The sequence below is a fragment of the Streptomyces sp. NPDC043861 genome (assembly GCF_056435905.1).
On record NZ_JBWKDP010000015.1, the window covers coordinates 208,890 to 230,930 of the forward strand.

The 22,041-nt window shown below is 70.1% G+C and carries 13 protein-coding genes; 4 read left to right on the forward strand and 9 right to left on the reverse strand.

Annotated elements, in window-relative coordinates:
- Positions 1–26: 26 nt before the first annotated feature.
- Entirely contained in the window at positions 27–1,022 is a 996-nt protein-coding gene (locus AC068D_RS29380; protein ID WP_478826114.1) for a S8 family peptidase, read from the reverse strand.
- A 365-nt stretch (positions 1,023–1,387) separates the two neighbouring features.
- Positions 1,388–2,293: a LysR family transcriptional regulator gene (locus AC068D_RS29385; protein WP_478826115.1), complete on the reverse strand. Its 906-nt coding sequence runs from the start codon at positions 2,291–2,293 to the stop codon at positions 1,388–1,390.
- A gap of 213 nt (positions 2,294–2,506) precedes the next feature.
- Between AC068D_RS29385 and AC068D_RS29390 the strand changes: the two genes are divergently transcribed.
- The gene (locus AC068D_RS29390) at positions 2,507–3,043 is read left to right on the forward strand and encodes a hypothetical protein (protein ID WP_478826116.1); all 537 of its coding nucleotides are present in this window, start codon (positions 2,507–2,509) and stop codon (positions 3,041–3,043) included.
- Between the two features lie 157 nt (positions 3,044–3,200).
- Here the strand turns inward: AC068D_RS29390 and AC068D_RS29395 are convergent, their stop codons facing one another.
- Together AC068D_RS29395 and AC068D_RS29400 are read right to left on the reverse strand one after the other, a co-directional pair.
- Positions 3,201–5,819 (reverse strand): SpoIIE family protein phosphatase, encoded by a 2,619-nt coding sequence (locus AC068D_RS29395; protein ID WP_478826117.1) that lies wholly within the window; start codon positions 5,817–5,819, stop codon positions 3,201–3,203.
- Positions 5,777–10,093, reverse strand: coding sequence for a HAMP domain-containing protein (locus AC068D_RS29400; protein ID WP_478826118.1), 4,317 nt, complete (start codon positions 10,091–10,093; stop codon positions 5,777–5,779). Before AC068D_RS29400 ends, AC068D_RS29395 begins: the two co-directional genes overlap by 43 nt.
- 560 nt (positions 10,094–10,653) lie before the next feature.
- Between AC068D_RS29400 and AC068D_RS29405 the strand changes: the two genes are divergently transcribed.
- Entirely contained in the window at positions 10,654–11,106 is a 453-nt protein-coding gene (locus tag AC068D_RS29405) for an SsgA family sporulation/cell division regulator (RefSeq protein ID WP_478826119.1), read from the forward strand.
- Between the two features lie 697 nt (positions 11,107–11,803).
- On the opposite strand, the gene AC068D_RS29410 is transcribed toward AC068D_RS29405, so the two are convergent.
- From AC068D_RS29410 to AC068D_RS29425, 4 genes are all read right to left on the reverse strand, one after another.
- A complete protein-coding gene (locus AC068D_RS29410) occupies positions 11,804–12,658 on the reverse strand; it encodes a glutathione S-transferase C-terminal domain-containing protein (RefSeq protein ID WP_478826120.1) in 855 nt (284 codons plus the stop codon).
- A gap of 1,214 nt (positions 12,659–13,872) precedes the next feature.
- Positions 13,873–15,099 carry a branched-chain amino acid ABC transporter substrate-binding protein gene (locus AC068D_RS29415; protein ID WP_478826121.1) on the reverse strand — a complete coding sequence of 409 codons (1,227 nt, stop codon included), beginning with the start codon at positions 15,097–15,099 and terminating at the stop codon, positions 13,873–13,875.
- Between the two features lie 363 nt (positions 15,100–15,462).
- Entirely contained in the window at positions 15,463–15,939 is a 477-nt protein-coding gene (locus tag AC068D_RS29420) for an SRPBCC family protein (protein WP_478826122.1), read from the reverse strand.
- Between the two features lie 787 nt (positions 15,940–16,726).
- The gene (locus AC068D_RS29425) at positions 16,727–17,389 is read right to left on the reverse strand and encodes a TetR/AcrR family transcriptional regulator (RefSeq protein WP_478826123.1); all 663 of its coding nucleotides are present in this window, start codon (positions 17,387–17,389) and stop codon (positions 16,727–16,729) included.
- Positions 17,390–17,448: 59 nt separating this feature from the next.
- Between AC068D_RS29425 and AC068D_RS29430 the strand changes: the two genes are divergently transcribed.
- Both AC068D_RS29430 and AC068D_RS29435 read left to right on the forward strand, forming a co-directional pair.
- Complete coding sequence (locus AC068D_RS29430) at positions 17,449–19,098, forward strand: FAD-binding oxidoreductase (protein ID WP_478826124.1); 1,650 nt, start codon at positions 17,449–17,451, stop codon at positions 19,096–19,098.
- Positions 19,099–19,826: 728 nt separating this feature from the next.
- A complete protein-coding gene (locus AC068D_RS29435) occupies positions 19,827–20,519 on the forward strand; it encodes a hypothetical protein (protein WP_478826125.1) in 693 nt (230 codons plus the stop codon).
- Between the two features lie 364 nt (positions 20,520–20,883).
- Here the strand turns inward: AC068D_RS29435 and sbnB are convergent, their stop codons facing one another.
- Positions 20,884–21,954 (reverse strand): 2,3-diaminopropionate biosynthesis protein SbnB, encoded by a 1,071-nt coding sequence (gene sbnB / locus AC068D_RS29440; RefSeq protein ID WP_478826126.1) that lies wholly within the window; start codon positions 21,952–21,954, stop codon positions 20,884–20,886.
- Positions 21,955–22,041: the final 87 nt, after the last annotated feature.

Below are 22,041 nucleotides of genomic sequence, written 5' to 3' on the forward strand. Positions count from 1 at the left end.
CTGCGCCACCCTCCGCACGGGGCGGGTCAGAGCCCGCCGGTGTGGAGCAGCCTGTCGGCTGTCCGCGCCGGTACCCCCTTCAGTACGCCCTTCGTCGCCCGGGCGCCGATCCAGTCGTGAACCTGGGAGGGCTTTGCGCGGGGATGCTTCGACAGATAGAGGGCGATCACACCGGTCGCATGGGGCGCGGCCCACGACGTGGCGGTCTCGCTCGACCGTCCGGTGCCACCGCCCGCGTAGACGGACGTGATGTTCTCGCCCGGGGCGTAGAGGTCCACGCAGCGGCCCTTGCCGGAGCCCGACCAACGGCCGTCGTTCCAGACCCGGTCCTTGCGGGTCGAGGCACCCACCACGACGGCGCCGGGTACACCCGCAGGCGAACGACCGCACGCGTCGGTCACCTCGTTTCCGGCGGAGACGACGGTGGGCAGACCGGAGTCGATCATCTTCTTGACGGCCGCGTCGATGCGCGCCACCCGGCGGGGGAAGTTGAGGGACAAGTTGACCACTGCCGGGCGCTTGGCATGGGCTGTCACCCATTCGACCGCGCGGACGATGCGGTCCTGCGTCTGCGCCTGGTCCGGTTGTCCCCCACCGCCCTCTCCCTCGCCTTCCGCACAGGCAATGGCCTGCACTCGCACCAGCTCGGCCTTGGGCGCGATGCCCACCGTCGACCCGGCGATGACACCCGCTACGAAGGTGCCGTGGCCGATTCCCGCTCCGTCGGCGCAGTCGCCCCTGTCCTTCGCGCCGACGAAGTCGGCGCCGGCAGAGGCCCGGTTCCTGAACTGGGTGTGGCCGAGGTCGAGTCCGGTGTCGATGACGTAGACCGTGACACCCTCGCCGGTGGCGCGGGTTTTCATCCGGCCGTCCAACGGCAGCGTCCGCTGGTCGATCCGGTCACGGTTCCAGCTGACGGCGGGGCTGCCGCCCGGCCGGGCAGGGGCGGCAGCCGTCGCGACGGCGGGCGCTGTGGCCCGGGCCGGTGGCTTACCGGCTCCGGCCGTGCCCTGCCCTGTCATTACCTCGCCTTGGGCGAAGGCTGCGCGGCCCGCGACAAGACATCCGCAGATCGCGGCGGCAGCCGAAAAGCCGGCGGCGACGCGATGCCAGGTCCTCACATCGACCCCTCTGGGTGAACTTGATCCGAGTGACCCGGAAGACGGTTTTCCGTCGGGCCCGGTTGCCTCGGCGGTACTGCGGGTTCTCGGAGCGTCGCGTACTCGCCCGTGGGTCTGCCTGCCGGATCTGCGGAACCGACGCCTGGTCTCCAGGTGTGACCGATCAACGGGCCGCCCGCTCCACTCCTCGCCCGAAGCGGGGCCGGTGAGGACGGTGGCCTGGCGAGCACCCACAGCGCCCCCGGCCGCAATCCCGTCACCGTGAATCAGACACGCGGGCGGGTGGGCTCGACGTCCAGGCAGCAACGGACGAAGTCCCGAACCGCCGGGGTGGTGTCGTCTGCCGGGCGCCAGGCGACCCCGACCCGGCTGGGGCTGACACCGGTGACCGCACGGTAGACAACGCCGGGGCGGGCATAGAAGCGGGCGGCGGATTCGGGGGCGAGGGCGATGCCGTATCCGTTGGCGATAGCACCGAGCCATTCGTCCGGCTGATCGGTGACGGCGCCGACGCGGACCGGGTGCCCCTCGCGTTCATCAGCGGCCAGCCAGTAGTCCCGCCACCAGCCGGTTTCGGGCGGAGCTGCCACGAACGGCTCGTCCCACAAGTCCCGGAAAGGGATCACGTCGCGCGCGGCCAACGGGTGCCCTTCGGCCAGCGCGACGCAACGGGGCTCGACGAACAGGCTCTCCACGCGCAGCGCGTCCTGTCCGGGGAAAGGCAACCGCACCAGAGCGACATCGGCGTCTGCGTCGGCCAGTCCGGCGGACGGGTTCGACCAGGCGGCCTGCCGCAACTCGGCTCGCCAGCCCGGCCGACGACGGGAGAACTCCGCCACGATGCGCTGCGTCACCTCGTTGGCGCCGCTGCCCACGAAGCCGACGCGCAGCACGCGAGCAGCCCGCCTCTCCACGGCTTTCAACTCCTCCAGCGTCCGGTCCCACTCGTCCAGCAGGGCCACTGCCCGCCCGGCCAGGACCCGCCCCGGTTCGGTGAGGGTCATGCCCTTCCGGGACCGCGTGAACAACGTCGCTCCGAGCCGGGCCTCCAACTGCTTGATCTGCTTGGTCAGCACCGGCTGGGAAACGAACAGCCGTTGCGCGGCATGGGTCAGGCTTCCCTCCTCCGCCACGGCGACGAAGTAACGCAGCAGACGGGTGTCGACATCCATGCGACCAGGCTACGGACGCAGGTGTCGGACGCCGAGCCGGTCCCCGGTGAGGAGCGAACGGAAGAGGGGCACGTCGAAGGCCGAGGGAAGCGGTGCCCGGCGGACGAGCCGGCCGCGGACGCAGCCCATCACCCGCCCAGTCGCCCGGTGGCAGGAAGCTCCAGGAGCACCGTCCCACGGCTGGTTGTCGGTCCTCGTTCATAGGATCACGGCATGCCTGATGCCTTCTCCGTCCTGTGGACCCATGACACGTGCCGTGCCCTGCGCAAGGCCGGCCGCGTGGGCGAGACGCCGCCGGTCGCCTTCAGCGGCGTCCATTCCTCCCTGCCCGCCTGGTCGGGTGCCCGTGCGGGGGACGAGGTGTACGCACTGCACGTCAACCGGTGCGCCGTGTTCGTGGTGAGCCGGATGCGGGTGATCGACATGGAGCGGCGCGACTGCTGCGGCACCGCCCCGGCGACATGGCAGGACCCGGCTTTCCCCGGGCACGGCGACTGGTCGATGCTCGGTGCCGGCGGCTGCGGCGCCATGGCGGTGCACGTGGACGCGACGCCCGTGCGCTTCGATGCGCCGATTCCCGGCGATCTTCTGGCGAGGCTGACCTGGCGCAACAGCCGAGGCCGGACCCGCGGTCTGAAGTATGTGGTGGATGGCCGTCTCGAGCGCTCGATCAGCCTTCAGGGTTTCTACCGTCTGACTTCCGAGTCGGCCGACGAGTTGGCGGCGGTCGTCGGCAACGCCGTCCCTTGATGCGCGACCAACTGCCGCTCCCTGCCGTCGCCTTCGCACCGCCGTCGCCCTCACACCGATATGCGGCCCTCAGTCGGCTGCGAGGAGGATCCGCACCGCCTCCGGACGAGGAGGCGGTGCAGTTCGGCGCCCCCCGGACTTCGGGGAACAGCGGTGTTCAGGACACCTGGATGCCGATGAGACAGGTGTCGTCATCGGTGTCGGACTTGCTGTGCATGAGCAATCGGTCGAGCCGGCGGTCCAGCGAAAGCGCCGGCCCCTGTGCCATGGCGAGCAGCTGGCTGAGGGATTCCTGGACGGCCGTGTCCCTGCGCTCGACGAGGCCGTCGGTGTACATCAACAGCGTGTCGCCCGGCTTGAGTTGGACCTCGCCTTCCTGGTATTCCGTCTCCTCCAGTGCACCGAGCAGCATCCCTCGGAGCAGAGGCAGGGTGTCGGACTTTTCCCCGCGCACCAGCACGGGTGGGAGATGACCCGCCCTGGCCCACCGCAGGATTCGGGTGTCCGGGTCGTAAATGCCGCACACCGCGGTGGCGGTCACCCGGTCGGTGAGGTGGTGCGCCACGATGTTGAGCCACGACAGCAGCTTGCCGGGGCCGGCGCCGGTGACGGCGAGACCACGCAGCGCGTTGCGCAGGACAACCATTCCGGTCGCCGCCTCCATGCCGTGGCCGGCGATGTCCCCGACACAGAGCAGAATGCGTTTGGACGGCAGGACGACGGCGTCGTACCAGTCGCCTCCGACCAGCGACTCCGTCTCCGCGGGCCGGTAGCGCACGGCGACCTGCAGGCCGGGGGCGTCGAACGGGGCCCGGGTCGGTGGCATGATCGCCTGCTGGAGCTGCAGCGCCAGCCGGTTGCGCTCGGCCGCTTCCTGTTCGGTGTGCGCGAGCTGGTCACGGGTGGCCGCGAGCGCCACCTCGGTCCAGTGCTGGGAGGAGATGTCCTGGTAGGCGCCGCGTACGGCGAGGAGCCGGTCGTCGGCGTCGAGGACGGGCTCCGCGATGACCCGGATATGACGGGTGACTCCGTCGTTGCGCTGGAGCCGGAACGCCGTCGACGTGGGACGACGATGACGCAGCACCGTCTGGAGGAAACGGCCGATGGCGACGGCATCGTCCGGGTGCGCATGGTCGGCCAGGTCCTGCAAGGACACCGGATGGTCGGTGGCCGCCCGCCCGTAGAGGGTGAAGAGCTGCCCGTTCCAGGTGATGTCCCCCGTGACCACGTTCTCCTCGAAACCGCCGATGCGTCCGAGGCGCTGCGCGTGCTGGAGGAGGCTGGCAAGTCGGGCGGTCTCGTCCTCGATGCGCCAGATGAGCAGCACGCTGTCCCCGTGCCGGCTGATGCTGAGGTCGGCGACGGAAGCGAGCGGCACCTGGTCGACGAGTGCCGTGAGCGTCGTGCGCTGAGCGCGGAACGGTTCGCCGGTTGCGTAGACTCGTTCGATCTTCTCGAAGAGTTCGCTGTCTCCGGCTGCCATGGGGTACGCCTCCAGCAGCAGGGAGCCACTGACCGCGCCGCGGCCGCGTCCCGCCGGGTCGAGGAAGCGGGAGTTGGCGTAGCGGATGCGGAAGTCGGCGAGGTGGCCCTCCGGACCGAGGTGGGGCGTGAGCACCAGAGCGGGGTCGTACAGCCCGTCGACGAGGTCCACCAGCTCGGAGACATCCGCCAGCTCGCGTTGCGCCGGGGGGTGTGCGCCGGAGGCGGGGAGGCTTTCGAGTGTGTGGGCGCACAGTTCGGCCAGCGCTTCGATCTGGCGTACGACAGCCGGTTCCTGCTGCTGAAGCGGCTCCGGCCAGCAGATCTCGAGAACGCCGTGCACCCGGCCGCCGGTGCCGGCGGGCAGCGCCACTCGTCCGCCTTCCGGCATCTGGGCGTGCCCGATGCTGGGAACGCCGGCTTCGGCGAGGGACGGGATCCGGACCGTGCGGCGCTCGCTGAGGGCCTGACGGGCGACGGTCGATACGCCGGGCGGTACGTATCGCCACCTGCCTGCCTCGTCGGCGCTGAATCCGGCGTGGCCGTACAGGGTGAGGGAGGCGTCCGAGCCGGCGGCCCACACGGCCACGGCTGTGGCCCCGAGCGGGGCGAGCGCATGTTCCAGGAGGGGCTCGGCCACCGCCTGGGTGTCTCCCGCAGCCAATGCGGCACTCTCGGCGGCACGCAGGCGCACTGCGACGGACGCGTCGGTTTCCGCACCCTGGGCCGGGGCACCGTTCGTCCTCCTGACGAAGTCGCCGACGACCTCGGCCACATGATCACGGGCGGCCTGGTTGATGATGTCCGCGGCCAGTTCGAGCTGCGACAGGCCGGCCCGGTCCGCGAGTTCGGCGAGCTGCCGTGCCGCGTGAGCGGGGCCGCAGCGCAGCCGCTCCACCATGATGCCCTTGGCGAGTTCGATGAGGGCCCGGCCGTCGGCGGCGGCGTGCGCCGCCTGCACCTCCCCGCGCAGCCGTTCCACGGTGGCGGCCAGACGGCCGACGCTCGAGACCTGCTGCGCGCCTCCGTCGGGCTCCGGGCCGTTGCCCGGGGAGGCTCCCGTGGACGAGGCGGTCCCGTCCCTGGACGTTTCCGCGCCGTCGGCCGGCCCTGCGGCGGCATGTGCTGACGTGCGGCCCGCCGCAGCGACGGCATCCGGGGAAGGGGCATCCGAAGCGGTGAACGGAAGCTCCTGGTCCGGGGAGGTGCGTGGGGCGGGACCGGGCTGGTCGCCACTGCTGTCGAGCGAGGTCACGGCGTCACCTGGGCGTCGGTGCCGCGGGGGTTGAGCCATCGGCGGACGCATGCGATGAGGTCGTCGGCGTCCACCGGCTTGGTCACATAGTCGCTCGCACCGGCGGCGAGACTCTTCTCCCGGTCTCCGGGCATGGCCTTGGCGGTGACCGTGATGATGGGCAGGCCTTCGTGTGCGGGCATCTGCCGGATCTCCGTGGTCGCCGTGTAACCGTCCATTTCGGGCATCATCACGTCCATCAGGATGAGATCGATGTCCGGGTGGGCGGCGAGCGTCTCGATCCCCTTGCGGCCGTTCTCCGCATGCAGGACCTGGATGCCGTGGAGCTCCAGGATGCCGCTCAGGGCGTAGAGGTTCCGGGCATCGTCGTCGACGACGAGCACCGTACGGCCCTGGAGACCGTCGTCCACCGGCTGCGGCGCCTGCTGTCGCGTCTCCTCACCCCGTACCAAGGGGACCACGTCGCCCGGCTGTTCGGCGGACAGATGCAGAGCGATCCGCTCCCGCAGTTCGTCCAGACTGGACAGGAGTTCCAGTGGCCGCTGTTGTGCACGCGACTGCAACGTACGCTCGTGCGCCGCATCGAGGCGGCGGTTGTTGTGCGCGAGCACAGGCACGGTCCGCAGAGCGGCATCGCCGTCCATCGCATCGAGGAAGTGCAGCGCCTCGCTGTTGGCCATGTCCAGTTCGAGGACGACGCAGTGGAACGGCTCCGCGGCCAAGGCGCCGGCCGCCTCCTGCGGTCCGACCGCCGCGATGAGCTCGATCTCCTCGCGGCCGCTTCCGGCGAGCTCGGTCACCGCGCTCTCGGCGACGAGGGACAGCAGCCCACGCGGGCGCTCCTCGATGACGAGCAATCGGCGCGCCTTGCGTGGCCCGGGATTCCCGGCGGCCGCCCGCCGCCGCTCCGCCGGCTCGTCGACGGGCGGTACCACTCCCACGGAGGAGCGCACGGGTACACCGTGGTTCTGATCGTGGAAGTCGGCGCGGGCCACCGGCAGGTACAGGGTGAACGTACTTCCCTGGCCAGGGGCGCTGGCAGCGGTGACGGCGCCGCCGAGCAGCTGGGCGATCTCACGGCTGATGGACAGGCCCAGGCCCGTGCCACCGTACTTGCGGCTGGTCGTTCCGTCCGCCTGCTGGAAGGCGCCGAAGATGACCTCGAGCTGCTGTTCTGCGATGCCGATGCCGGTGTCCTTGACGCGGAAGGCCACGATGGCTCCGCCCCGGTGGACGGAGGCGGGCAGCTCATTGTCGGCGGCGCGCTCGATGCGCAGCTCCACACTGCCCCGTTCGGTGAACTTGACCGCGTTCGAGACCAGATTCCGCAGGACCTGCCGCAGCCGGGAGTCGTCGGTGAGCAGGTCGGCCGGAACACCGGGGGCCGTGCTGATCGTGAACTCGAGGTTCTTCTGGGTGGTCATGGGGCGGAAGGTGGCTTCGACGTAGTCGAGCAGCTGGCGCAGCTCGACCGGCTCGGGGTTGATGTCCATCTTCCCGGCCTCGACCTTGGACAGGTCGAGGATGTCGTTGATCAGCTGGAGCAGGTCGGAGCCCGCCGAGTGGATGATGCCCGCGTATTCGACCTGCTTGGCGGTCAGATTGCGGGTCGGGTTCTGCGCCAGCAACTGGGCCAGGATCAGCAGGCTGTTGAGCGGCGTCCGCAACTCGTGGCTCATGTTGGCCAGGAATTCCGATTTGTACTTCGACGCGAGCGAGAGCTGCTGGGCGCGGTCCTCGAGCTCCTGGCGCGCCTGCTCGATCTGAAGGTTCTTGGCCTCGATGTCACTGTTCTGGGAGGCGAGCAGGGCTGCCTTCTCCTCCAGTTCCGCGTTGGAGCGCTGCAGTTCGTCCTGCTGGACCTGCAGTTCCTCGGAGCGTGCCTGGAGTTCACCGGCAAGCCGCTGCGACTCGCCGAGGAGTTCGTCGGTGCGGGCGTTGGCGACGATGGTGTTGATGTTGACACCGACCGTCTCCATGAGCTGCTCGAGGAAGTCCCGGTGGACGGGGGTGAAGGCGGTGAAGGAAGCCAGTTCGATGACACCGAGGACCTGCTCGTCCACGACGATGGGCAGCACGATCAGGCTGCCCGGCGTCGTGCTGCCGAGCCCGGAGGAGATGGTGACGTAGTCTCCGGGTACATCGTTGGCGGCAATGATGCGGCGGCTGCGCGCGGCCTGACCGACGAGGGACTCACCGAGCTTGAAGCGGCCGTGCCCTGCGGCGTCGGCGGGGCGCCCGTACGATCCGATGAGCCGGAGCTCGGTGCCCTGCGGTGTGTCCTCGGCCAGGTAGAACGCACCGTACTGGGCGGCGACCAGCGGGGTCAGTTCGTCCATGACGAGTTCGGCAACCACGGCCAGGTCGCGCTTGCCCTGCATCAGCCCCGAGATCAGGGCCAGGCTGGACTTCAACCAGTCCTGTTCCTGGTTCGCGCGGGTGGTCTCGCGCAGCGAACCCACCATCGCGTTGATGTTGTCCTTGAGTTCGGCGACCTCGCCGGAGGCATCGACGGTGATCGACCGTGTCAGGTCGCCCTCGGCGACGGCGCTGGCGACCTCGGCGATGGCCCGTACCTGACGGGTGAGATTGCCGGCGAGCTCGTTCACGTTCTCGGTGAGGCGCTTCCAGGTGCCGGACACGCCCTCGACTTCGGCCTGGCCTCCGAGGCGGCCCTCACTGCCCACTTCGCGGGCGACACGGGTGACCTCGGCCGCGAAGGAGGAGAGCTGGTCGACCATGGTGTTGATGGTCGTCTTCAGCTCCAGGATCTCGCCGCGGGCATCCACGTCGATCTTCTTGGAGAGGTCTCCGTTGGCCACGGCCGTGGTGACCAGGGCGATGTTGCGCACCTGCCCGGTCAGGTTGTTCGCCATGGAGTTGACGTTCTCGGTGAGGTCCTTCCAGGTGCCGGCGACGTTCGGCACCCGTGCCTGGCCGCCGAGGCGGCCCTCCGTGCCGACCTCACGGGCCACACGGGTCACCTCGTCGGCGAAGGCGGACAACGTGTCCACCATCGTGTTGATGACCTCGGCAAGCGCCGCGACCTCGCCCTTGGCCTCGACCGTGATCTTCCGTGAGAGGTCTCCGCGGGCAACTGCGGTGGCGACCTGGGCGATGGAGCGCACCTGGCCGGTGAGGTTGGAGGCCATCACGTTGACGTTGTCGGTGAGGTCCTTCCAGGTACCGGAGGCGCCGCGCACAGTCGCCTGCCCGCCGAGGTTGCCCTCGGTGCCCACCTCACGGGCGACACGGGTGACCTCGTCGGCAAACGCGGACAACTGGTCGACCATCGTGTTGATGGTGTCCTTCAGCTCCAGGATCTCGCCCCGCGCGTTGACGGTGATCTTCTGGGACAGATCGCCCTGCGCCACCGCGGTGGCGACCTGCGCGATGGAGCGCACCTGGGCCGTGAGATTGCCGGCCATGAAGTTCACGGAGTCGGTGAGGTCCCGCCACGTACCCGAGACACCCTTGACATCGGCCTGCCCTCCAAGATCGCCCTCCGTGCCGACCTCACGCGCCACCCGCGTCACCTCGTCGGCGAACGACGACAGCTGGTCGACCATCGTGTTGATGGTCTCCTTCAGCTCCAGGATCTCACCCCGCGCGTTTACGGTGATCTTCTGCGACAGATCGCCCTGCGCCACCGCGGTCGTCACCTGGGCGATGTTGCGGACCTGGGCCGTGAGATTGCCGGCCATGAAGTTCACGGAGTCGGTGAGGTCCCGCCACGTACCCGAGACACCCTTGACATCGGCCTGCCCGCCGAGGTTGCCCTCCGTGCCGACCTCACGCGCCACCCGCGTCACCTCGTCGGCGAACGACGACAGCTGGTCGACCATCGTGTTGATGGTCTTCTTCAGCTCCAGGATCTCGCCCCGGGCGTCCACGTCGATCTTCTGGGACAGGTCGCCCTTCGCGACCGCCGTGGCGACCTGGGCGATGTCACGGACCTGCGTGGTGAGGTTGCCGGCCATCGCGTTGACCGAGTCGGTCAGGTCCGCCCAGGTGCCGGACACACCCGGGACCTCCGCCTGCCCGCCCAGGGTTCCCTCGGTGCCGACCTCGCGGGCCACCCGGGTGACCTCCGAGGTGAACAACGAGAGCTGGTCGACCATGCCGTTGAACACCGTGGCGATCTCGCCGAGCAGACCGTCCGCCTCGTCAGGCAGACGGGTGCCGAAGTCACCGTCGCGGACTGCGGTGAGCCCGGCAAGCAGCTGCCGCAGTTCCGGTTCCCCCACCTTGCCCGCGCCGCGTGCGCGTGTCCGCGGCGTCGCACGCGAGTTCTCGACCGTCGTCTCAGCCATGACCATCCCTGCTCGCTCGCCGGCACCCACCGGAAGGCCGGGTACCCCCCAGGCCCGCGGCGCGGGCCGTCCCCCGACGTCTCGGCCCGCGTACGACCGTTGTCGTACGGCAATTGAGTTGCAGAGTACCCCGGCGCGGCGTGCCGAGGTGAAACGAACGCCGGCCGCGGCAGTGCCCCCGTCGGGTGGGCATGCCGCGGGCGAGGGCGCCGGGGTCGTGTCCTGTGCAGGCATGCGCATGGCTTGAACCGCATCGGATCGCCGAACCGGTGACGGGTTACGCCACAGGGACGGCGATGACGCCCGAGCCGCATCCCGCGTCCTCGTGGCCGTCCGCACCGGCAGCTCTCCCGGCGCCGCCCCGTGAGGGTGCACCGGCGTCGGCCCGATGTGGGGTCTTCATCCCTCCGGAAGTGGGCCCACAGGGTCTTTCGCTGGACGTCAGTCCCCCACGCTCCGCGTGGGCTGCCGAAGGCGGCGTTTTGCGACGGCGATTTCGGTCATCCGGATCTCCGGGTGCTGCGGCGCGAGGCCCAGCCGTCATCAGAGGAGTAGTGCACATGACGAAGCGGTCTCGTTCCCCGTGGGGCCGATCCGCCGACGGGAGGCTGTGCTGGGAGGTTCCCGTTCATCAGATCCGGAGCCCGGGCACGGGTGTTCCGGTCCCCGCGACGTTCTTCTACGACCCGGACGACCCGTTCACCGTGCGGGTCACCTTTGAGCCCACGCCCGACGTTTCGGTGGCCTGGGATCTGTGCCGCGACCAGCTCGACGCGGGGACCAGGGCCCGGTCGGGCCTGGGTGATGTGCTCGTCTGGCCGATTCGCGTCGGCGGGGGCGACGGTCGGGTCCGTCTCCGTCTCGGCCCCGCACACGCCCATGCGCTGTTCGAGATCGACCGTGCCGGACTGCGCTCCTGGCTGCGCCGGACGTACCTCCAGGTCCCGGCCGGCTCGGAATCGGATCACATCGACTGGCACGCCTTGACCGACCGCCTGCTGGCGGATGAATGAGCCGGTCTCCTTGTTCCGGGCCGGGGCGGGCTGACAACGGGTGCCGGCCGCGCTGCAGGACCGCACGGGCGATGGCTGCCATGTGACCACTCGAGCCCCGTAGCGAGTGCCCCCACGGCTGCTCCGGGACGGGACGATCGCCGCATCGCGACGCCGGCGCGGCTGAGTTCCGCTGTCCGGAAGCGGACCGGCTGCGTACGCGCCGACATGCGGATGCGCAGTCATCCGGTCCGTGCGGGCTCCCTGTTCCGATGACCGGGTGCGCCGGTCGCCGAGGTTCCCAACAAGCCCGCGGGCACCAGCTGTTCGACGGAGAGCCCGCGACCGGGCTCGCCGTGATGGCCCCCACTGGCCACCGGGACGTCAGGGCAGTCCTCTTGATTGTTCACCGAATGTACGTGCTGTCGCGAAGGCTTCCGGAAACGCTCACTGGATCAGGTCGGTGTGGGAGTGGAACTTCGGGCATACGCAGAGCTGCAGATGGTTGCGCCCGGAGACCTGGACCCCGGGTGGGTTCGACACGCCGGCATCGTCGGGCGCGGCGAGGGCTTGATCCTCGTACGGGGCCCAACCGCCGTTGCTGCCGTCCCATTCATGTGAAGCGATGGCGCGCCTCACCGCCTTGTTCGGACTCACCCCGAACAGGCGGCGAGATGCCATGGCCGTCGTCGGGCGCACGCCGGGGTCGGGGCAGGCCTCAGCCGGAACTCCCACCCGTGCAGGCGTCCCAGTCCACGATCTGCATCGCGGCGCCCGCTGCCTCGTGCCCGCGACAATGCGCATGGTGTCTGCGGGCGACGCCGTCGAGGTCGAGGTGGGATCCGAACGCCGGGTGGGCCGCGAGACGGCGGGCGTAGGACCACAGGGACGGGTGGTCCGCGATCCGGTGGACCGCTTGGGCGTCCAGGTGCCAGCGGTGCACGGTGTCCAGCTGGACGAGGGTGATCCAGACCTGCACGTCGGCCGCGGTCGGCCCGTCACCGAGCACATACTGCTCAGCGCTCAGACAGCGTTCCAGTGATCCGAGGGCGTCCAGCAGGACGCCGAGGGGTTCCTCATGGGCCACTCCCCCGATGCCGAGCCGGCCGGCGCTCTGTGCCGCTTCGTCGATGAGCTCGGTGCACAGCCGGCCGACCGCGTCGAGCCGCTCCTGCATGCCGTAGGGATACAGATCCGGTCCGCCTGCACCGAACCTCAGGGCCATGTCCCGCAGGATGCCGGGCGTGTGGGTGCTGACGATCCGGCCGCTCCAGCCGTCACTCAGCGCGGGCGCGACCGCCGGTCCGCGGTGGTGGTGTGAACTCGCCTCGTACAGCGGCTGCAGGGCCAGGAAGCCGCCCCCCGGCCCGTCGGGCACCGCGGGGAGCGTGACGACGGGCAGGACGTCGACGAGGCCGAGGAGGCTGTGGGTGACGGCGATCCGCAGCGAGTTGGGGCAGGTCAGCGACAGATGGAGGCGGTACCGGTGGGGAACGGCGTAGTGACCGCTGCTCGGGTCGCAGCCGATCCGGCCGTGGAAGGCCGGGGCGGCTGCCGTGAATGGGGCGGACATGCGTCTCCCTGGGTCTGTTCGATCACAACGTAGGACGACGGCACGCCACAGCGCAGCGGTCTCTGCAGCGTGCGGATGGAGTCGGCGACACGGGGGCGGCCTTGTCGGCCGCCCCGGCCTCAGCGGAGACTCGCAGCGCTGCAGACGCGGAGCAGATCGATGTGACGGCGGGAGGTGAGGAGCAGGCAGGACCGAACAGCACTGTGTGCTTCCGCCACCGCTGAAGGCTTCATGACGTCCTGTCCGTTCGCTCGCTCTCCCGTCCCGAGTGTCGATTCGCGCGGCGGTGCCGTCAAGACCGCCTGGAGGACGGGCCCTCACTCCCTGTTCGGCGGAGTCACGACGGGGGTCGACGGCCCGTGTGCGAGCGGTGCCCGGTGCATACGACGTCCACGAAGGCGAACGGCGCATGCCGGCCCACGGAAGCCGGCGCGCACCGGCGTACTGCCGAGGTTGTCCCTCAGCCCGCTCTGCGGTGCGGATCGCTCCCGGTCCGGTGCCGTGCGGAACGGGCAAGTCCGGTGCCGTGCGGAGCCGTCAAGCGGTGTCCTCTTGAGGCCGCCTGCGATCGCCCGGGGCTGTGGGCAGCTGCGCATGGGGAGGGGCGCCGCCCCGGGCCCCGGCAGCCGCACATGGCTGCCGGGGCCCGGGTGCCGGTACACCCGTGGGGGGATGTCGTGCTGGTGCCCCGGATCACCGGGACTATGCCTGGCCGGTTTCCCGGAGGTGCGGCTGCCCGTTCGTGCCCGCCGGGACGGGTGGCCGGACGCACCGCCGACACTGCTGCCGCCCGCCGTCCGCCGATCGGTGTGTGGTGGGCCCGGAGGTAGTGATGATGGTGCTCGTAGCCCCTCCACCGCGATCCCGCCGGTTCATCCGTCACGGCGCACAGTGCTCGGCATCGCCGTGTTGTGCGTGGCCGGCACCCGGCCCGAGCAGACAGGGAAACCCATGTCGTGGCCACCTGCCCGTGGGTCCTGTTCTCGCCGCGGAGGTGCGAGGCGCGGGCACAACATCGTACGGAGACCTCCGTGAGGACCGAGCACGACGAGGCCGGGTTGCTCCCCTCCGTACGGAGGGGAGCAACCCGGCCTCGGGTACCGCTGCTGCGGTAGATGATCAGCGGTTGGCTCATGCCCTGGGGCGAGTCACCGCCGGACAGCGGCCGGCTACTGGTGCGCCTTGTCCAGGGAGGACGTGCGACCCGCGGTCACTCAGCCGCCGAACGTGCCGGTGGTCTCCGCCTTCCAGGCACCGCCCGTGACCTTGTAGACGGTGAGCTGCTTGTTGGTGGCGTCGCCGTACTCGTCGAAGGAGACCTTGCCCATCACTCCGTCGAAGGAGACCTTCTGCAGAGCCTCGGTGACCTTGGCGCGGGCGTCGGAGGGCAGCTTGCCGTCCTTGGCCACGGCCTTCACCGCCTGGATGATGGCCCAGGCCGAGTCGTAGGAGAAGCCGCCGTAGGCTCCGTACGCCTCCTTGTACCCGGCCGCCTTGTAGTCCTCGATGAACTTCTTGGCAGAGGGCAGGTCCTCGACGGGCGCACCGACCGACGTGGCCAGGTCACCGTCACCACGGGCGCCGGTGAGCTTGAGGTACTCGTCGCTGTAGATCGCGTCGCCGCCGATGAGCGGGATCGCGGCGCCCGACTTCTTGACCTGAGCGCTCAGCGGGCCCGCCGCCGGGTACTCACCGCCGTAGTAGACGACGTCGGCGCCCGAGTTCTTGATCTTGGTGGCGACGGCGCTGAAGTCCTTCGTCTCCGGATTGACGTGGTCGGTGCCGACGACCGTGCCGCCGAGCTTCTTGAAGTGGGCGGAGAAGGTCGCGGCCAGGCCGGCTCCGTAGGTCTTCTTGTCGTCGACGACGAAGACCTTCTTCTTCTTGGCCGTGTTGTACAGGTACTCGGCGGCGAACGGTCCCTGGATGGCATCCGTGGTCGCGGTCCGGAAGTACGTCTTGAACGGCCGGGCCTTCTCTCCCGTGTCCCACTTGTCACCCTGAGTGAGGGCCGGGTTGGTGTTGACGGAGACCTCGGCCACCTGCGCGGCGTCGAAGACCTTCTGCATGGACTGGGCCACGGAGGAGTTCAGCGGGCCGACGACTCCGAGGACGCTCTTGTCGGCGACGAGCTTGGTGGCGTTCTGCTGGCCGGAGGAAGGCTGCGCCTGGTCGTCGAGAGCCGAGATCTTGAAGGTGACGCCCGGCACCTCCTTGTTCTTGTTCGCCTGCTTGACGGCAAGGTCGACCGAGTTCTTCATGCCGAGGCCGAGAGCGGAGAGGTCGCCGGTCAACGGCGCATCGAAGCCGATGGTGACGACGGTGGAGCCGCCGTCGGAGGCGTCGTTGGTCTTGCCCGCATCACGGGAGCCGCACGCGGTGAGCGAGAGTGCTCCGGCAGCGAGCGCGGCGGTTACAGCTATGAGAGAACGGTTGCGCACGATCGGTCCTTTCCCATTCGAGGCGCTAAGCCGCGTCGCCAGGGCCGATGCTCGGTCCTCCGGCTGGGCGGCTGGCGTGACTCTATGTGGCGTCCACCGAAACGAGCAGAGGGGACGAACCGATGTGATTCTCTTGTTATGACGCCGCTCGGGCGGAGGACTTCCCTTCGTCGGACCGATTCCGCGGTCACCGTGCGGCGAGGCCGCGTATCAGCGCACCGGGGGCAGCGCATGGGCACCGGCTTCAGGAGCACCGAAACGGCCTACGGCACGCGCCCGGCCCTCTGCGGGAAGGACTCGGTGTCCGTCCGGTGCCGGAAGGCCACCGCTGAGCGAGCGGACCGGGTCGGAGGGGGTGCGGGCTCAGCCGTCCACGGCCGACTTGAGCCGGCCCAGCGTGGCGCGCATGCCGGCACGGTTGGCCTCTGCCCGGTCGGCCGGTCGCGTGCCGGTGAAGACCCGTCCGAGGAACTCCGCGATCCCTGCGCCGGGACCGGTCCGCAGATCCTCCCAGTACTCCGTGATCCTGGTGGCGGATCCCTCGGGCTGGAAGCGATAGCCCCACAGGGCTATCGGCAGTCCGAACGACGTGACACGAAAGGCGAATTCCCACGGCTCCTCGGCCCGGACCACCTGACAGGTGGTGAACCAGACCATCCAGCCCTTGCGGTTGAATCCGATGAACCTGCTTCCTTTGTGCACCGTCCGGCCTCGATGCCATACGGCGAAACACTCAGGGCTCCAGCTCCCCATGTTCCGCACCCGGGACACTGCGGCATACGCGTCCTCGACGGAGGCGTCGACCAGAACGCTCTCCTCAACCTTCCACAGGCGCTTCACAGTTGTCTCCCCTGGACACCGAACGACCGGCCACGAACGAAGCCGGACCGGCCGGACTCTAGTCAGACTTGAAGACATCGTGCAACACCAGAACAGCAAGAAAGCGGAAGGCCTCCATCGCAATTCCGCAAGGCGTCACCAGGGCGAGTCCTTTGCACTCACCGGCATCCACGGCGCCGGTCCATGCCCCATGAACTGAACGGGTCGGAACAGTCCGACTGCTTCATACACGAAAGACCGCGGGCTTGTTTCTTCTGAATTCCCCTGACATCCGCCTTCGCCACGCCGCTTCGGCCCGCACCGCGGAACCGGGGACTCGCGCGCGGACTCCTCACGGCGCGCGGACTCCCCACGGCGGGCGGACTCCCCACGGCGGCGAGGAAGACGCACCGGACACGAGAGGCCGGCCATGCGACATGACCACGGTGTGCAGTCGCCGGTCGCGAATGCGGTCAAGAGCCTTCGGGGCGTCTCCCGCGGCGCTCAGCACGGTGCGTACGACGTGCCGACCGCCAGGGGCCACACCGACCATGGCAACGGGCTCGAGAGCCAAGCCTGCGGGCGGACTTCGGCATTGGCGGCCATACGGGAGAGCAGCAGCGGGCAGCGTGGCAGCAGAACCCGGCCGAGGCGTTCATCGACGCCAGTCGGGAGCCGAGGGCGGGGCACGTCAGGCAGCCGTGCGCCTTCGCGGTACGGCTGCCCGGCATCGTGGGCCGTGCGCGCCCTCCTGCCGGGTGGCGGCCGCCACTCCGCACGTCCGCCACGCCGGGTCCGGGGCCGCAGCTCAGCCCGCGCCCTCGCGGATCGCCGACAGGAGGCGGGCGCAGCGGGCGCTCATGTCCTCGGCAGACTGGTCCGGGTGCGAGATCCACCAGCCGACGAGAGCGCTCACCGTGCCTGTCCAGACGTGCTTGAGGACATCGGCATCGAGCGGGTCCACATTGCCACCGCGGTGCAGCAGTGCGGCGGTGCCCGCCGCAGCGCGATCGTCGACGGCGGCCCGGTGCCGCTGCGCCGCGAGACGCAGCTCGGAGCCGGGCGGCAGGGTCCTGTCGTACAGCACGAACCATGCATGCCGCCGTTCCTCCAGCGTCGCGAAGACCGCCGTGAGCACGGACTGGGCGAGCGGGCGCTGCGAGGACCCGTCGTCGGCCATGGCCGCGTCGATCGCGGTGATCAGCCGGGTGGCGATGTGATCGAGACAGGCCGCGTACAGCCCGTCCTTGGAACCGAAGTAGGTGTAGAGCATCGGCTTCGTGACGCCCACGCGCTCTGCAATCGCGGCCATCGACGCGGCGGCGTGTCCGCTGCGGCCGAACTCCTCCATCGCAGCGGTGATGATCTGCTCCTCACGACGGGCCCGCGGCACGCCCTTGGTGCCGGCGCCACGCCCCCCTCGCGACGTTCCGGCCGACGTACCGGTCGCCTCGGCTCTTGCGATGTCCATGGACAGGAGTATACCTTGCGGTAACTTACCAAGCGGTAAATTACCGAGAGGGAAGATCGATGGATCCTCGCACCTCGCCGGCCCCCGACCGCCGCAGCCGTCCGCCTCGTTCCTGGTGGGGCTGGGGAACCGTGGACAAGGCGCTCCCCGACGGGGAGTGCACCGCCCTCGGCGCGCTGGTACCAGGAGCCGCGGAGGGGCCGCTTCCCGTACCCGGCGTTGACGAGCTCGACCTGCCCGCGCCGCGTGTCGCTCCACCGGGGGCACTCGCCCACCTCATGTCCGACACCCCACCGGACCGCGCGGCGCACACCTACGGCAAGGCGTACCGCGACGTCATCCGCGCGCTCCACGGAGACCTGCGGTCCGCCCCCGATCTGGTCGCCCGTCCCCGCAGCGAGCAGGACGTGACGGACGTCCTCGACTGGGCGGCGGGAGCGGACGTGGCCGTCGTGCCCTACGGGGCGGGCAGTTCGGTCGCCGGGGGCGTCGAATACCGCGCGGGCCTGCACCCGGGTGTGGTGTCGCTGGATCTCACCGGCCTGGACCAGGTTCTGGAGGTCGACCGCGTCAGCCGCGCGGCACGCATCCAGGCCGGTGTCCTCGGCCCCGCACTCGAGGAGCAACTGCGCCCGCACGGGCTCACCCTGCGTCACTTCCCGCAGAGCTTCGAGTTCTCCACGCTCGGCGGCTGGCTCGCCACCCGGGCCGGCGGCCACTACGCCACACTGCACACCCACATCGACGATCTGGTCGAATCCCTCCGGGTGATCACTCCAGCCGGTGTCAACGAGTCGCTGAGAGTGCCCGGTTCGGGCGCGGGCCCCTCGCCCGACCGCCTCTTCCTGGGGTCCGAGGGCACACTCGGGGTGATCACCGAGGCGTGGATGCGGCTCCAGGACCGCCCGCACCACAAGGCCTCTGCCACTGTCCTCTTCGACGACTTCGGTGCCGCGGTCCAGGCCGTGCGCGCAGTTGCCCAGTCGGGTCTTCACCCCGCCAACTGCCGACTCCTCGACCCCGGCGAGGCCGCGCTCGCGGGGGTTGCCGGTGGTGGCCGCAGCATGCTCGTCCTCGGTACGGAGTCCGCGCACGGACCCGTGGACGGGCGTCTCGCGGAGCTCGTCGCGCTGGCCCGCGACCACGGCGGCACGCCGGGACCCACCGCCGGGAAGGACGGCGACGCTGCTGCCGGCACCTGGCGGTCGGCCTTCCTGCGCATGCCTTACCTGCGTGACGCACTCGCCCGCATGAGCGTGATCAGCGAAACGTTCGAGACGGCCTGCACCTGGGATCGCGCCCCGGAGCTCATCGAGACGCTACGCCGCGAACTCGGCGTCGTCGTCAGGAAAGTGACGGGAACCGACGGAATGATCAACTGCCGCTTCACGCATGTCTACCCGGACGGCCCCGCTCCGTACTTCACGGTCATCGCCCCCGGACGGCGCGGCAGCGAGGTCGCAATGTGGGACGAGATCAAGATCGCAGCCGTACAGCTGCTCGGTGACCTCGGCGCCACCGTGACCCACCATCACGCCGTCGGGCGGGACCACCGACCCGGGTACGACCGCCAGCGCCCCGAGCCCTTCGCCCTCGCCCTGCGCGCCGCCAAGCACGCGCTGGACCCGGCAGGAATCCTCAACCCCGGCGTACTGGTCGATGCCACCCCGCCCCGACACGCGGCAACAACCACGCCCCTCGCGAACTGACGACACGGGCAGGGACGGCCTGCCGATCGTTCGGCCACGGTTGCCGGCGCTCCGAGCCTCGGACACGCTGTTCGTCATGCCGGCCGGGGCCGGTGCGCGCTCCCGGCCGGCGACGGGCTGAACACGCGGGCGCGGCCCGGACTCCGGCACGGGTGTGTGCCACGGACACCGAAACCAGGACCGATACGACGCTCACCGTGTGTCGCATCCGGCCGGGCGCCGTGCGGCCGACCGATGCCCACGCGGGCTCCCCCTGTGCTCGTTCCACCGCCGGAGGACGCGGCGCTCCGAATCCCTGCCCGGTCCCGGATTGCCATCGGGCAGTGCGTGTTGGCGTCCGGCAGCCCGAGCACAGCACCGCTCCGTGGGCTCCCGGCGCATCGCAGCATCGCCAACTCCGAGGGCCGGTGGCAGCCCATGGTCGGGCCGGGTCCGGTGCCGTGCGCATACACCGGCTTCGCGTCGTGCGCCGCTACCGCCGACGCGCACCCAGCGGCCAGGCCGGCCCCCCGGTCAGGGGATGCGGGGAAAGAGGGAGAGTGAAGGGGACGACTACGGTGGGCCGGTGTCGCACGCGGCCCACCGGCACCACGACCACGGCCCGCCCTGCGAGATTCGTCCGGCGGCAGGGGTCCCGCCAGGGTCCGAACGCAACGAACCGACGTACCCTGCCTTCACAACACACCCGCGTCCCCCAGCGCACGGCCCACGTACAGCAGGAGAGCACCATGACTTCGTCGACCAGCGCCACACAGAGCATCCACAGCACAACAGCACTGCTGGAGACGGAACTTCCGCAGCTGGAACAGCAGCAGCAGAACCTGGAGCGGGAACTCGCCGCCGTGTCCGAGCGACTGGAATCGGTACGCAGCGCACTCACCGCCCTGAACGCCCTGGCCGGCACCTCCCTCCCGGAGCCCCGCAGCGCCGTGGACAGCCCGGCCGGGACCGCGGCTTCCGGATCCACGGACGGCGAGGCACCCGAACCGGTGCCGGCCACTGCCTCGGACGCGGAGGCCCCCTCCCCTCGCACACCCGGCAAGTCCCCGTCGGGCTCCGCGCGCAAGACGTCGTCCAAGGCCCGGGGCAAGCAGTCCGCGCGCCGTCCGGCCAACACCGAACCGGCCAAGGCGGGGGCGGGCAGGGCGGGGGCGGCCAAGCGGGCCAAGCGGGCCAAGAGCACCCCGCCGGCCAAGGACGTACCCGTGGTCAAGGACGCGGGCGGTCTGACCGAGCAGGTCGTGGCTGTGCTGTCGCGGCAGCCCGACAGGGCGCTGCGCGCTCGTGACGTGGCCGAGGCGCTGGGTCGTGACACCTCCGCCAATGACATCAACGCCGTGCGCAGCACCCTGGACCGACTGGTGGGTACCTCGCGTGCCCACCGCGCCGGCCGGGGCCTCTACCAGGCCCCCGTCGGCTGACCCTCCCGGGCAGGCCGGTGACATGAGCCCGTCTGCCCGAGAGCACCGGCACCGGGGGCGGTCAGCCGCAGGCGAGGCCGCCCCTGGACGGCCGGATCCCGACCGACCGGTCAGCGCATGGCGCCTGCGACGGGGCGATCGCCGTGCGCCACCGGGGCAGACGGGCGTCATTGGCCAGGTGCCCGTGACGCCCCCGCTCGGCTTCGGGTGCCACGGGTGCAGCACGTCGTTGGCGACCGCGCCTGTGGCACCGGCGATCCCCGCACCGCGCGCCCTGCCGAACGGCGCAGGCGTGGCACGGGGGCCGGTCTTCCCGGAGACTCGACAGAACCGGACTGCCCGGCCCACGTGTTGGGGTCATGGTTCACCCGTAGCGGCGTGTCTCGTGGAAGAAGTCGTCGATGACGTGGAGTTGCCCGGTGCGGGCGATTTCGTCGTAGACGTACTTGCCGACGGCGAGGTCGAGCACACCGAGACCGAAGGGCGAGAAGATCACGGACCGGTCGGACGGGAGGGCGACTCGCTGCGCCATGACGTCGTCAAGGGTGCCGGTGAGGAAGTCCCGATTGCCGGTGAGCTGTTCGGCCAGGTGGGGCGAGGTGTCTGCCTTCAGGCAATGGTCGACGTCGTCGACGATGTTGGCCGAGGCGAGCAGGACCTCGGGGGCCAGATCGCGCAGCGACACGTGCAGCACGAGCGGATGGTGGTCGAACCATGACGGATCGTTGACGTGCGGTCGGCCGGCAACGGTGGCGAAGACGACCAGGTCGCTGGCGCGGACGAGTTCCTCGGCACTTTCGTGGACGCGGATCCGGCCGGCGTCGGTGGACTGCTCGAGGTAGGAGCGGAAACCCGCCGCACTGTCGGCGGACACATCGTGCACACCGATCCCGTCGAACGACCAACCGGTGGCAGCCAGGAAGGTGTGGATGTAGCGGGCGATCAGGCCGGTGCCGAAGAACCCGATACGGGCCGGGCGTGGCCGCCCCTGGCTGAGCCGTTCGGCCGCCAGTGCGGCCGACGCGGCGGTGCGGGTGGCGCTGATGATGGAGCTTTCCAGACAGGCGAACGGGTAGCCGGTGTCATGGTCGTTGAGGATCAGCACCGCAGAGGCCCGGGGGATCCCGGCCGCCACGTTCTCGGGGAAGCTGGAGATCCACTTGAGGCCGTCCACGCGTACCTGTCCGCCGATGGAGGCGGGCAGGGCAATGATCCGGGACGCGGGACGGTCCGGGAAGCGCAGGAAGTACGAGGGCGGATTGACCGAATCACCCGCGGCATGCAGCCGGTAGGTGGCCTCGACCAGCTCGACGATCTCCTTCTCGCGGCCTTCGAGAGCACGGGAGACCTCGGCTCCGGAGACCACCGCAAACGGCGGCACGGCGCGCGGCTGGGACATGATGGACTCCCCTTCGGTGGGACGTACGGTGGTCATCGCAGGTTCACCTTGCCGGTCGGTGTGCAGTCGGCGAGGCGGACCGGGTCGGCCATGGCGACCAGGACCTCGCGTGGTCCTTCGTAG